At 37.2% G+C, this 12,871-nt stretch carries 14 protein-coding genes (1 of these 14 cut by a window edge); 8 read left to right on the forward strand and 6 right to left on the reverse strand.

Going from position 1 to position 12,871, the window contains the following annotated elements; all coding sequences use genetic code 11:
• The 4 genes in view from tsaE to tsaD are tightly spaced (at most 30 nt apart) and all read left to right on the forward strand, a layout consistent with a single transcriptional unit that may run on beyond the window.
• Nucleotides 1–204: the end of a tRNA (adenosine(37)-N6)-threonylcarbamoyltransferase complex ATPase subunit type 1 TsaE gene (gene tsaE / locus GD441_RS05580; RefSeq protein WP_153124582.1), read on the forward strand. 252 nt of this gene lie to the left of the window's left edge; the window shows 204 of its 456 coding nt (coding positions 253–456); its start codon lies off the left edge, out of view; its stop codon occupies nucleotides 202–204.
• Complete coding sequence (gene tsaB, locus GD441_RS05585; RefSeq protein WP_153124584.1) at nucleotides 201–896, forward strand: tRNA (adenosine(37)-N6)-threonylcarbamoyltransferase complex dimerization subunit type 1 TsaB; 696 nt, start codon at nucleotides 201–203, stop codon at nucleotides 894–896. The genes tsaE and tsaB overlap by 4 nt, the downstream gene beginning before the upstream one ends.
• Before the next feature lie 30 nt (nucleotides 897–926).
• Nucleotides 927–1,379 carry a ribosomal protein S18-alanine N-acetyltransferase gene (gene rimI, locus GD441_RS05590; RefSeq protein WP_153124587.1) on the forward strand — a complete coding sequence of 151 codons (453 nt, stop codon included), beginning with the start codon at nucleotides 927–929 and terminating at the stop codon, nucleotides 1,377–1,379.
• Entirely contained in the window at nucleotides 1,376–2,392 is a 1,017-nt protein-coding gene (gene tsaD, locus GD441_RS05595) for a tRNA (adenosine(37)-N6)-threonylcarbamoyltransferase complex transferase subunit TsaD (protein ID WP_225434148.1), read from the forward strand. The genes rimI and tsaD overlap by 4 nt, the downstream gene beginning before the upstream one ends.
• Before the next feature lie 545 nt (nucleotides 2,393–2,937).
• Here the strand turns inward: tsaD and GD441_RS05600 are convergent.
• The gene (locus GD441_RS05600; protein WP_153124591.1) at nucleotides 2,938–4,857 is read right to left on the reverse strand and encodes an ABC-F family ATP-binding cassette domain-containing protein; all 1,920 of its coding nucleotides are present in this window, start codon (nucleotides 4,855–4,857) and stop codon (nucleotides 2,938–2,940) included.
• Nucleotides 4,858–5,011: 154 nt separating this feature from the next.
• Between GD441_RS05600 and moaC the strand changes: the two genes are divergently transcribed.
• Nucleotides 5,012–5,521 (forward strand): cyclic pyranopterin monophosphate synthase MoaC, encoded by a 510-nt coding sequence (moaC, locus tag GD441_RS05605; RefSeq protein WP_153124593.1) that lies wholly within the window; start codon nucleotides 5,012–5,014, stop codon nucleotides 5,519–5,521.
• A gap of 1 nt (nucleotide 5,522) precedes the next feature.
• A complete protein-coding gene (locus tag GD441_RS05610; RefSeq protein ID WP_153124595.1) occupies nucleotides 5,523–6,200 on the forward strand; it encodes a redox-sensing transcriptional repressor Rex in 678 nt (225 codons plus the stop codon).
• Between the two features lie 70 nt (nucleotides 6,201–6,270).
• Here the strand turns inward: GD441_RS05610 and GD441_RS05615 are convergent, their stop codons facing one another.
• Together GD441_RS05615 and GD441_RS05620 are read right to left on the reverse strand one after the other, a co-directional pair.
• Nucleotides 6,271–6,477 carry a YdiK family protein gene (locus GD441_RS05615; RefSeq protein ID WP_153124597.1) on the reverse strand — a complete coding sequence of 69 codons (207 nt, stop codon included), beginning with the start codon at nucleotides 6,475–6,477 and terminating at the stop codon, nucleotides 6,271–6,273.
• A complete protein-coding gene (locus GD441_RS05620; protein WP_153124599.1) occupies nucleotides 6,474–7,223 on the reverse strand; it encodes a CPBP family intramembrane glutamic endopeptidase in 750 nt (249 codons plus the stop codon). The genes GD441_RS05615 and GD441_RS05620 overlap by 4 nt, the downstream gene beginning before the upstream one ends.
• Nucleotides 7,224–7,559: 336 nt before the next feature.
• On the opposite strand from GD441_RS05620, the gene groES reads away from it, so the two are divergent.
• Nucleotides 7,560–7,844 carry a co-chaperone GroES gene (groES, locus tag GD441_RS05625; RefSeq protein WP_153124601.1) on the forward strand — a complete coding sequence of 95 codons (285 nt, stop codon included), beginning with the start codon at nucleotides 7,560–7,562 and terminating at the stop codon, nucleotides 7,842–7,844.
• 72 nt (nucleotides 7,845–7,916) lie between these two features.
• Nucleotides 7,917–9,539, forward strand: coding sequence for a chaperonin GroEL (groL, locus tag GD441_RS05630; protein WP_153124603.1), 1,623 nt, complete (start codon nucleotides 7,917–7,919; stop codon nucleotides 9,537–9,539).
• A gap of 73 nt (nucleotides 9,540–9,612) precedes the next feature.
• Here the strand turns inward: groL and GD441_RS05635 are convergent, their stop codons facing one another.
• The 3 genes from GD441_RS05635 to GD441_RS17625 form a co-directional block, all read right to left on the reverse strand.
• A complete protein-coding gene (locus GD441_RS05635; protein ID WP_153124604.1) occupies nucleotides 9,613–10,812 on the reverse strand; it encodes a site-specific integrase in 1,200 nt (399 codons plus the stop codon).
• A 76-nt stretch (nucleotides 10,813–10,888) separates the two neighbouring features.
• Complete coding sequence (locus GD441_RS05640) at nucleotides 10,889–11,521, reverse strand: PH domain-containing protein (RefSeq protein WP_153124606.1); 633 nt, start codon at nucleotides 11,519–11,521, stop codon at nucleotides 10,889–10,891.
• Between the two features lie 18 nt (nucleotides 11,522–11,539).
• Nucleotides 11,540–12,541, reverse strand: a complete 1,002-nt coding sequence (locus GD441_RS17625; RefSeq protein WP_420849654.1) for a YHYH domain-containing protein — start codon at nucleotides 12,539–12,541, stop codon at nucleotides 11,540–11,542.
• Between the last annotated feature and the right edge of the window lie 330 nt (nucleotides 12,542–12,871).

Consider the following 12,871-nt stretch of genomic DNA (forward strand, 5'->3'; position numbering starts at 1 on the left):
GATGAGTCTGAGGATATGGGATTCGAAGAGTATTTTGAAGGGGAAGGCGTAACGGTCGTAGAATGGGCACATCTTATTGAAGAGCAGCTTCCAAAGGAGCGTTTAGCCATTCATTTATATCGATTATCGGATGTTGAACGGAAAATTGTATTTCACCCTGTTGGTGAACGGTATGTTTCATTATGTAAGGAGATTTTGTCATGAAGGTATTGGCGATAGATACTTCTAATTACACGCTAGGCGTTGCCTTGTTAGATGGAGAAAAGGTAATAGGGGAGTATATTACGAACCTTAAAAAAAACCATTCTGTCAGAGCAATGCCAGCAATTCAGCAGCTTATGACAGAATGTGAAGTAAACCCTAAGGAATTAAATAAGATTGTCGTGGCAAAAGGACCAGGTTCTTACACTGGGGTTAGAATCGGAGTAACGATTGCTAAAACGTTGGCTTGGACGTTAAATATCCCGATAAGTGGTGTATCCAGCTTAGAGGTGATTGCTGCACAAGGACGATTTTTTAATGGGCTCATCAGCCCGTTGTTTGATGGAAGAAGAGGACAAATCTATACCGGCTTGTATAAGGTTAGAAAAGATTCTGTGCAGACTATACTCGAAGATCAAATTCTTCAGTCCACTGACTGGGCTGAAACACTTCGTAGCTATGATGAAAAGATTTTATTTATTGGGAACGACCTGCCTTTGCATAAAGAAGTACTCCAGGATATTTTAAAGGAACAGGCTGAATTTGCGCCGCCGGTCTCTTTTAATCCAAGACCAAGTGAGTTGGCTTTTTTAGGTTTACATAAGCCCGACGAGGATGTACACACATTTGTGCCAAATTACGTTCGCCTTGCGGAAGCTGAGGCAAATTGGTTAAGTAAGCAAAAAGAGAAATAAGATTTTTATAAAGGGAATGGTAACGCCGAGATGAGCCAAACGATGACGTTTCGCTTAATGACTGAAGATGATATTGATGAAGTTTTGGTATTAGAGAGAAGATCTTTTACTCTTCCATGGAGTCGGGAAGCTTTTTACAATGAACTAAACCATAATCAATACGCTCTTTATATTGTTTTAGAAGATGAAGGAAAGATTGTAGGATATTGCGGTGCTTGGATAGTCATTGATGAAGCACATATAACGAATATAGCGATTCTTCCTGAATATAGAGGCAGACGTTTGGGTGAAGCTCTATTAAGAAAAATGATGGATATAGCTATTGAAAGAGGAGCTAAAGTAATGACATTAGAGGTACGTGTAAGTAATATCATTGCACAATCTCTTTATGAAAAATTAGGATTCCAAAAAGGAGGCATCCGAAAGCGTTATTATACAGATAATGGTGAGGATGCTCTAGTTATGTGGGTGAATTTACAGTGAAGGAACAAATCATTTTAGGAATTGAAACCAGTTGTGATGAAACGGCTGTAGCAGTTGTTAAGAATGGAAGAGAAATTCTTTCTAACGTTGTTGCCTCCCAAATCGAAAGTCATAAACGCTTCGGAGGTGTCGTTCCTGAAATTGCTTCACGACACCATGTGGAGCAAATTACGATTGTACTTGAAGAAGCTTTAAAACAAGCTGGAATATCTTATGATGACATTGATGCAATTGCTGTTACGGAAGGTCCGGGTTTAGTCGGAGCCTTGTTGATTGGTGTAAATGCTGCAAAAGCTATTTCTTTTGCCCACGGTATTCCGTTAGTAGGCGTTCATCATATTGCTGGCCATATTTATGCTAATCGTTTATTGACAGAATTAAAGTTCCCTTTGATTTCTCTTGTTGTATCAGGAGGACATACAGAGCTTGTGTATATGGAGGAACATGGTTCGTTTAAAGTACTAGGCGAAACTAAAGATGATGCTGCTGGAGAAGCCTATGACAAGGTAGCTCGCACATTAGATCTTCCTTATCCTGGAGGACCTCATATTGATCGTCTTGCACATGAAGGAGAACCTACTATTCCATTGCCTCGTGCTTGGCTTGAAGAGGGATCATATGATTTCAGTTTTAGTGGATTAAAGTCTGCAGTCATTAACACAATGCATAATGCAGTTCAACGTGGGGAGAACATAAATCCAGCAGATCTTGCTGCTAGCTTCCAGGAAAGTGTAGTAGATGTGCTTGTAACAAAAACTGTACAGGCCGCTCAGGAATATGATGTTAAGCAAGTATTGCTTGCAGGCGGAGTAGCTGCGAACAAAGGACTTAGAACTAGATTGGAAGCTGCATTTCAGCCGCTATCTCACATAGAATTAGTTATTCCCCCATTAAAACTATGTACGGACAATGCTGCTATGATTGCAGCAGCCGGTAGTATCCTGTTTGAAAAAGGGAAAAGAAGCGATTTAAAAATGAATGCAAATCCTGGTTTAGAATTAGAAACCGTATAGAATGAACGAAGCTGAATCCAATTTGAGATTCAGCTTCATTTTTTTCTAGCTTCAAGCACAAGCATAACCTTCTCCCTAGGAAGTCTTTAGGACTTTCTTCAGTGCAATGCGTATACTTTCCACTTTTTTTTTGAACTATTCCACAAATTATCCACATTTTTGTCAACAAGTTTGTCCTTAAATTTACGGTCTAAATTCTTCTTTTCCACATTATCCACAAAAATTAATCCACTTTTCCACAGATTAAAGAGGTTATCCACATTTTTTAGAGAGATTAAAAAATAATTATCCACATAATATTATTAATTTTTCCACAATTAAAAAAGGACCGCTAACAACGGTCCTTCAGACTGTTGACAAATACATCATTCTTTCGTCACGAATTCTGTCTAGCAACAGCGCCTAGCCAGTTTGCTTTCGATCTATTACGATGCTCATTACCGCCAAGGCTAACCCAGATCCTCGCACAAGTTCGTTCCTTGACTGACAGATGTTTTCAATCTGAATGTGCGAGAAATATAATTTGTCTTCAATCACAGGTCTTTTTATTCTTCTAAATCCGCCCATTCTTCTAAATACTTTTCGAGTTCTTGATTTGCTAACTCTAATTTTTTGTTGATTTCTGTTACTTTTTCATGGTCTTGAAATATATTAGGATCACAGAGTAATGTATTTAATTCGCTGATTTCTGTTTCAAGCTTTTCCATCGCCTTTTCAATTTCTTCGATTCTTCTTAGTCTTTGACGTTCAGCTTTTTTGGCTTCTTTGTCGATTTGGTAGCCGCTTTTTTCAGGTAGGTTTTGAGTTTCTGTAGATTTTTGCGCAGCTTCTAATTCTCTTAATTCAAATCGCTCCTGCTTTTTTTGAACAAAATAATCGTAATCCCCTAAGAATTCCTCTGCCCCATCTTTGGAAAGTTCAATCACTTTTGTTGCAATTCGATTAATAAAGTACCGGTCATGAGAAACAAATAATAAAGTTCCTGGATAATCAATCAAGGCGTTTTCCAGTACAATTTTGCTATCTAAATCTAAGTGGTTGGTAGGCTCATCGAGAATTAAAAAATTAGCTTTCTGCATCATAAGTTTTGCTAAGGCCAGACGTGCTTTTTCTCCACCACTTAAAGAGGACACAGTCTTTAAAACATCATCTCCAGAAAATAAGAAATTACCTAGAATTGTGCGGATTTCCTTTTCTGTTTTAAGAGGATAATCATCCCACAATTCGTTTAAAACGCGTTTATTTGAAACAAGATTTGCTTGTTCTTGATCGTAGTAGCCTACTGTAACATTTGTACCGAATTGAATGGAGCCTGCCAAAACGGGTAGTTTTTTTATTAAGGTTTTTAGCAACGTCGATTTTCCAACTCCATTTGGTCCTACTAACGCAATGCTTTCCCCTCTTGTAATACGCATGGAAATGTTTTTTGAAATAGGATTTCCGTTATACCCGATGGCTAAGTCATGTATGTTCAATACTTCATTTCCGCTTTGTCGATCAATTTCAAAAGAGAAAGATGCGGATTTTTCATCACCAATAGGCCTGTCCATCACGTGCATTTTTTCAAGCTGCTTTCTCCTGCTTTGTGCACGTTTGGTGGTAGAAGCTCGAGCAATATTACGTTGAATAAAATCTTTTAGCTTCTCAATCTCTTCTTGCTGCTTTTCGTAGAGCTTCATTTCCCGCTCGAAGTCTTCCGCTTTTCGAACCAAGTAATCACTGTAATTGCCATAGTATTTTTTGATAGAGTTTCTGGTCATTTCATATACTTGGTTGATCACTTTATCCATGAAATAGCGGTCATGGGAAACAATAAATACAGCTCCTTTATAGCCTTGCAAATATTGTTCCAGCCATGTGAGCGTTTCGATATCAAGATGGTTTGTAGGTTCATCCAGAATCAAGAGATCTGGCTGGGATAATAACAATTTCCCTAGGGCAAGACGCGTTTTTTGTCCACCACTCAAAGTAGAGATTTGCGTATTGTAATCAAAGTTAGAAAATTGAAGCCCGTGAAGAACTGAGCGAATGTCTGCTTCATATTGATAGCCGCCCATTTCTTTAAAACGAAGCTGCAGTTCATCATATTCTCTTAGAACCTTTTTGTAGAAATCTTCGTTTTCGAAGGTTTCTGGTTTAGACATTATTTCTTCTAAACTGCGCAGCTTTTTTTCAAGAGCCATTACAGGGGAGAACACCGTAAGCATCTCATCCCAAATCGATAATTGCGATTCGAGACCTGTGTCTTGGGCAAGGTAACCAATCGTAACATCTTTAGGCTTAATAATTTCACCGTCATCATAAGATAATTGTCCAGCAATGATTTTTAGTAACGTAGATTTTCCGGCACCATTTCTTCCGACTAAACCGATGCGATCTCTATTTTGTATTTCTAACTTTATATTTGAAAAAATGAGTTCTGCCCCATAATATTTAGAAAGACCATTCACTTGAAGTAAGATCATTGTTTTTTCACCTCTATTACATAGTGTTAGTGTAAACGAAAGAAAAGGGACGAGCAACAAAGGTGTTCGGAGATTTTACAATAGCCTTATTTTGTGAAATTTCGAACACAAAATATGAAAAATAGTGTATTATCAAAAGGAGGGGTGTATAGATATGGGTGAATTTTCTCATTTTAATGATGCGGGAAGAGCAAGAATGGTGGATGTTAGTCATAAGCCTGAAACGGTGAGAACAGCCATTGCTCAATCAAGTATTTTAGTTAATGAAGAAATCTATCATAAAATTACGAACCATGAGATGAAGAAGGGCGATGTTTTATCTGTTGCTCAAATTGCCGGTATTATGGCTTGCAAAAATACCTCTTCGATCATACCAATGTGTCATCCTATTCCAATTCATGGAGTAGATATATCTTTTGATTGGAAGACGGAAGAAGAGAATTATCGACTTATCATAACTGTAACAGTGAAAACAAAAGGGTCGACCGGAGTGGAAATGGAAGCGTTAACAGGAGCCTCTGCTGCAGCTTTGACCGTGTATGATATGTGTAAAGCCGTTGATAAAGGAATGATTATTGGAGAGACGTATCTGGTGAAAAAAACAGGCGGAGTTTCAAGTCCTGATTACGATAGACAGCTTAACCAAGTAGATGGAGGGGAATAGCATGTCACAAGAACAAATGAAAATCCCACAGGCAACAGCAAAACGACTGCCCCTATATTATCGATTTTTGAAAAACCTTCACTCTTCGGGAAAGCAAAGAGTCTCTTCTGCAGAATTGAGTGAAGCGGTAAAGGTTGATTCAGCGACGATTCGAAGAGATTTTTCTTATTTTGGAGCATTAGGGAAAAAGGGGTATGGATATAACGTAAACTATTTATTATCCTTTTTCAGAAAAACACTTGATCAAGACGAATTAACGAAAGTAGCGTTAATCGGAGTAGGGAATTTAGGTACAGCCTTTTTAAATTATAATTTTTTAAAAAACAATAATACAAAAATTGAACTAGCATTTGATGTCGATGAAAATAAGGTTGGAACAAAAATTGGGGATGTTCCTATTTTTCATATGGAGCAAATTGAAGAAAAGCTGCGTGAGGAAAATGTAAACGTCGCTATTTTAACAGTTCCTGCACACGTTGCCCAAACCATTACGGATCGTCTCGTAAACGCAGATGTAAAAGGTATTTTGAATTTCACACCCGCTCGTTTAAATGTACCACCTACTATCCGGGTGCATCATATTGACTTAGCGGTTGAATTGCAATCATTAGTGTATTTCTTAAAGCATTATCCAATTAATGTAGAAAATGAAGAAGAAGAGGGTATGGTAAATCCTTAAGGTTTATCATCTTTATGAAATAAAAAAAGAGGTTTACCCGTCGGTCAAAACGGACCTTGGGTTACCTCTTTTACTTTTTCTTGTGTATGGCTTTTATTTTAAAATGAAGAAGAATCATTCTAATACCAGAACCGAAGTCAAGTGTAGCTAAAAAAATCAACAAAAAGGAAAAGAAATTCCAGCCGTCTTCAGATACGTTCTGTACGGCAAAAACGGTAAATAAAATCCCCAAAATGAAGTAAATAATCCCAGTTGTTAAGGGTGATTGACGTCTCATAGTATGCCTCCAATAAAACGAAAGATAAAAAGATGTGCTCCTTGTTCCATATTCTGTAAATACCTCTCGATGTCTTCCCTGTAAATTTGTAAAATGACTACTAATGTGTTCATAGCCATGTGAGCAAAGATTGGGACAAGGATTCTTTTTGTCCTTACATATAGAAAAGCAAACACTAATCCCATAGAGGTATATAAAAGAATGTGAATTGGCTCAAAATGAGCAAAACCGAATAGGACAGAGCTGATAATAGCAGCAAAGAAAAAGTTCATTCGTTTGTATAATTCTCCAAAAATAATTTTTCTAAAAACGATCTCTTCCAATATCGGGCCAACAATAGAACTTACTAATACTACCATTGGAACGGTTTCTATTAATGAAATGATTCGTTGTGTATTCTCTGACCCCGGTTCGATACCAATGGACTTTTCTAACATGGCTACAAAAGCTTGTGCATACATGGCAATGAAAACTCCTCCAATGGCCCATAGTACCGAAGCAAAAACTGAAGCTTTTCCAGAGCGTTGTAAAAAAGATTCTTTTATATCTTTGCGTAAGAAAAATAAGATGAGAAAAAGAGTTACAAGAAAACTGAAAACAATCCAATATGCGCCTGATTTTACCTGAAGATCTTCACCCTGAAAGCCCAGTGAATGACCGATCAACATAAAAATAGGTATGCCAATAATGCTTGTAAGCTGCATTGCTATGTATGCAATAATAATAAACCAATATTCTTTCTTCAAAAATGGTCTCTCCTTTAGGACTTATGTAAACATAACGACACTTCTAAAACATAATTCTATATAGGTCTAAGGCTTAACATTCTCTATTGTACTGTTTATCTGAAGGGTGTTCAAATGAAAGTGTATCATAGAAAAAATACGATTTTTTTTTGTAAAAAAGGATAATACAAGCAATAATGTATATAATGTTAAAGGTTAAACCCTGAAGGAAAAATTTTTAATTAAATACTTGCAAAAAGAGTCAGATTTATTTATTATAATAACTGTGTTAGCACTCAACAGAGATGAGTGCTAATATATAAAAATTTGGAATATTTATTGAGGAGGTTGTTTGACTTGTTAAAACCATTAGGTGATCGCGTTGTTATTGAGCTAGTTCAATCTGAAGAAAAAACTGCTAGCGGTATTGTTTTACCGGACACAGCTAAGGAAAAGCCTCAAGAAGGTAAAGTAGTTGCCGTTGGTACAGGACGTGTGCTTGACAACGGTGAACGTGTAGCTTTAGAGGTTAATGTTGGCGATCGTATTATCTTCTCAAAATATGCTGGTACTGAAGTGAAATACGAAGGTACTGAATACTTAATCTTACGTGAAAGCGACATTTTAGCGGTTATCGGCTAAAATTTTATACTTAAAAAATAGAGACTACATTTTATACTTAACAAAAACATTATATCAGGGAGGTTGTTTATTATGGCAAAAGACATTAAGTTTAGCGAAGAAGCTCGCCGTTCGATGCTTCGTGGTGTAGATGCTCTTGCAAATGCAGTAAAAGTTACACTTGGACCTAAAGGACGCAACGTTGTTCTTGAAAAGAAATTCGGTTCTCCGCTTATTACAAATGACGGTGTAACAATCGCGAAGGAAATCGAATTAGAAGATCCATTTGAAAACATGGGTGCTAAGCTTGTTGCTGAAGTTGCAAGCAAAACGAACGATATCGCTGGTGACGGTACAACAACTGCAACTGTTCTTGCTCAAGCAATGATCCGTGAAGGTCTAAAGAACGTAACAGCTGGTGCAAACCCAATGGGTATCCGCAAAGGTATCGAAAAGGCGGTTAGTGTAGCAGTTCAGGAATTAAAAGCGATTTCGAAACCAGTAGAAAACAAATCTGCTATCGCTCAAGTTGCTGCAATCTCTGCTGCTGATGAAGAAGTAGGACAATTGATTGCTGAAGCAATGGAACGTGTTGGTAACGATGGTGTAATCACAATCGAAGAATCTAAAGGCTTCACAACAGAGCTTGATGTAGTAGAAGGTATGCAATTTGACCGTGGATACGCTTCTCCATACATGGTAACAGACTCTGAAAAAATGGAAGCTGTTCTCGAAAATCCATATATCTTAATTACTGATAAGAAAATCGGAAGCATTCAAGAAATCCTCCCAGTTCTTGAGCAAGTGGTTCAACAAGGTAAGCCATTATTAATCATTGCTGAAGACGTTGAAGGTGAAGCTCTTGCAACACTTGTTGTGAACAAGCTTCGTGGAACATTCAACGCTGTAGCTGTTAAAGCTCCTGGCTTCGGTGATCGTCGTAAAGCTATGCTTGAAGATATCGCTGCATTAACTGGCGGTGAAGTGATCACTGAAGAGCTTGGACGCGACCTTAAATCTGCTACAATCGCATCCCTTGGACGTGCTGCGAAAGTTGTTGTTACAAAAGAAAACACAACAATCGTTGAAGGTGCTGGCGACAAGTCTGCTATTGACGCTCGTATCAACCAAATTCGCGTACAATTAGAAGAAACAACCTCTGAATTTGACCGTGAAAAATTACAAGAGCGCCTTGCAAAATTGGCTGGCGGTGTAGCGGTAATCAAAGTTGGTGCGGCTACTGAAACAGAATTGAAAGAGCGCAAGCTTCGCATTGAAGACGCATTGAACTCTACTCGTGCGGCTGTTGAAGAAGGTATCGTCGCTGGTGGTGGTACTGCACTTCTTAACGTATACAACAAGGTTGCTGCAATCGAAGCAGAAGGCGATGTAGCTACTGGTATCAACATCGTATTACGTGCGATGGAAGAGCCTGTACGTCAAATCGCTCACAACGCTGGATTAGAAGGTTCTGTAATCGTTGAGCGCTTAAAGCGTGAAGAAGTAGGAATCGGCTTCAACGCTGCTACTGGCGAGTGGGTAAACATGATCGAAGCTGGTATCGTAGACCCTACTAAGGTTACTCGCTCTGCGCTTCAAAATGCAGCATCTGTTGCCGCTATGTTCTTAACAACAGAAGCTGTTGTTGCTGACAAACCAGAAGAAAACAAAGGTCCTGCAATGCCTGACATGGGCGGAATGGGCGGAATGATGTAATTTCGACGAAAAAACCTTAATATATCAAGGTTTTCAAAAAGGCACCAAAAATTTTGGTGCCTTTTTGGTGCCATTATGAATTTTTTACGCTTCTCATGAGTTCCGCGAACTTTCGAGAAGCTTCTTTTTTGCGCTCTTTTGTGATGTGTAAATAAACTTGTGTCGTTGTTTCTTCATCAGCATGTCCTAAACGCTCCATGATTTGTAACAGATCTACTCCAGCTTCAGCAAGAAGAGATGTGTGCGTATGCCGAAGTGAGTGTGGTGTCAATTTTTTTGTTATAGAAGGAATGTGTTTTAATATTTTTTCCATTCTAAGCTCGACGGTTTTAATGAAGTGAGGGTATCCATAATAAGGCGGATTTAATCTTCCGAATACAAACCCTTCGTCATAGTAGTCATTACCGATTTGGAGCTTTAGTTCCTTTTGTTTTAATTGATGTTTTTTAAGAACCTCAATTACCTCATCTTCAATATCGATTGTCCGAATGGATTTCTTTGTTTTGGGTGGGAGTAACTGAAACTTTTTTGTGCTGTTAGTTGGGTTGTAATAAGTTTTAGTGACAATGATTGTACGCTCTTGAAAATCAATATCTTTCCATTTCAGAGCAAGTAACTCACCAACACGTAAACCTGTCCAAGCCAATGTAAAAAACATCACGTAATAGTCTTTTCCAAACTCTTTTGCTTTCTCTAAGAAAAGATTTAATTCATGCTTCTCTAGGTATTTATCTTCTATGCTTGTATTTTCAATTTCTTCAACTGTCGTTTTGTCACCCGGGATATAAGCATATTCAGTAGGATCGACAAGCAGCAAGTCTTGTTCCATCGCTCTTTTGAAAATCATTTTGCCTGTACTGTGTATACCAGATATTGTGTTATGAGCTAATTTTTTATTTTTCTTTAAATCATTTAATGCGTTTTGATACATTCTTTTGGTGATATCTTTAATTTTATACTTAGCAAAATAACTGTTCAGATGACCAATTTCGTGTTTCCTTACTCGAATGGTGCTGATTTTCACTTTTGTTTCGCTGTATATTTCAAGCCATTCGTCTGCCATTTCCTCAAATGTAATGTCATTTTTTAAGTTCATTTTTCTTTTACCAAGTTGGTATTCTAATTCCGTTGCAGCATCCTGTGCATCTTTTTTCTTTTTAAAACCACGTCTGACAATTCTTTGACGTGCGCCGGTTTGCGGATCAATTCCATTTTCAATGACAAACATCCAGCGCTCGCCTTTTTTGGTATCGTACTTTTGAAAGCGTGCCATTTGAACATGCCTCCTTTGAGAATGTATGTTCGGTTTAGTTGTTTAAAAGAAAAGTCCAAAAGGACCTAAGATTGTATTATTTATTTGATGCCATGTTCAGTATTACATTTCCTAATCTCTTCATTTGTTCAGAATCATACATTTCATCAAATTCTAAGCGTCTTTTTCCATATTGGATTAATAAACCTCTTTCTAAGATGCCATCCGCAAACCAGTTGACATTAATAATAGTTTGGTATCGAAATTTATCCATAAAAGTTAAAGATTTGTTTACGAATAATACTCGTTTGTTTGTAGCAATCAAATAACCTTTTATCTCTTTCTTGCTTGATTTATCAAACTCACAATATATAAAAGTTAACCCTTTCTCGTTTTGTTCAAAAACACGTTGGATCAATGACTGAAAAAAATTTTTATTATTTTTTACTTCGTTAAACTCATATTGCGTGTACCCTTTATTATCGACATCAACAACTTGTGAAAGTAGAGCAAGAACTTCTTGTCGTTCGATTTCTTTTTTCTCTTCTTGAAGTCTTTTTTGTTCTGCAATTCTTTTTTCAGCTTCTTCTTTCTTACGAAGTCTTTCTTGTTCTTTTTCCTTACGGTATGCTTCAACTTTTTTTCTTATTTCTTCAGGATCTTTCCCTTTTGTAAGAAATTTGACAAATGCATCCTCGACTTTATAACATATATTACGGTAAATTCCCATACATCAAGCCCCCGTTTGTTAACTTACCATTTTTTTAGCGACATAAAAACGGCGTGCTAACCATGCTAAAGTAATAATCCCTGTTCCACCAGCGGTTTTTGCAGTATCTTCTTTTCTCTCTTCTTCGTACTCCTTGAATCCTTTTTCATAATAGTGTCTATAAATCTTTTCAGCCTTAACGTATTCTTGAGGAATCTTATACTGTTCTCCACTTAGTCCCAAGTTGTAAGCAGCATCTTTAATCTTTTTAACTTCTTTGTTCGATTCAAAGCCCTCTTTATACCAATCTATAAATTTGGCATTGTCCAATTTTGGTTCTTCATATACTAATGACTTGAATGCAGCCTCATGACCTTGTTGTAGATATGTTTCTTTCAATTCAGCTTGTGCTTTTTCGTAACCTTCTTTATAGGCTTTGATATAGATATCTTTTACATCCTTTGGCTCATTATAGATGTCTTTCTTTCCGTCATTATAACCTTGCTTATTGTACTCTTTTTTCTTTAATTCATCTCGTTCTGAGACAGCTTTGTTAAAGCCTTCTTCAAAAGCTGCTTTTAAATATGCGTTATTTTGATATGCTTTTGGAATTGTAATTGAATCATTCTTTTTACCAAATTCATACCCTTCATTTTGTGCTTTCGATTTATCAGTTTCTAATTTTTTTGCCCCTTTTGTGTAACCATTTTTGTAACCTGCATTATATCCTTCTATGTATGCATCAGACCCAGTTGGAGAAGGGGATTCAGTTTTTCCTTCATAACCGGCCTCCAATCCAGCTGCGTAACCATCTTTTTCACCCTGTGATTTTTCTCTTTCAGCGATTTCTTCTGGAGAGGGTCCACTTGGTTGAACAGTAGATGTTGATCCTGAGAAAGAGCCACCTCCAGAACCAGAACTTCCACCATTGTGATAATGGTATTCACCGTAATCCAATCCCCATTTTTCACAATTTGTACGGCAAGTATGTCCACCGTTGCCATCCGTCCTTCCAGGGTGTGCATTTACCATATCTGTCATTGTAAAGAACGTTAAAGAGCAAATAAAAAACAAGGCTATCCTCCTCATAAACTCCCTCCTTAAATCCTACTTATAAATAGATTTCCCGCGGTTTTTCTTTATCTTTCGTTTATGAATCAACTCTTTAAAACCCTCAGAAAAAAATCCAAATAAAAAACCCAATCCATAAAATATCGCTAAACTAATTAAACAAAAAATAATAAAATTGACCATTAATTTCCTCCCTTATTGGTGAAATCTCACATTTGTTTAGCTAAAAAATTATGTATTAATGGGCAAAATACCCATTAATACCTTAAATTAAAATACGCTTTTGACGTGGTGACTATG

It is taken from the genome of Peribacillus tepidiphilus (assembly GCF_009466385.1).
In the GTDB taxonomy this organism is placed as follows: domain Bacteria; phylum Bacillota; class Bacilli; order Bacillales; family DSM-1321; genus Bacillus_BN; species Bacillus_BN tepidiphilus.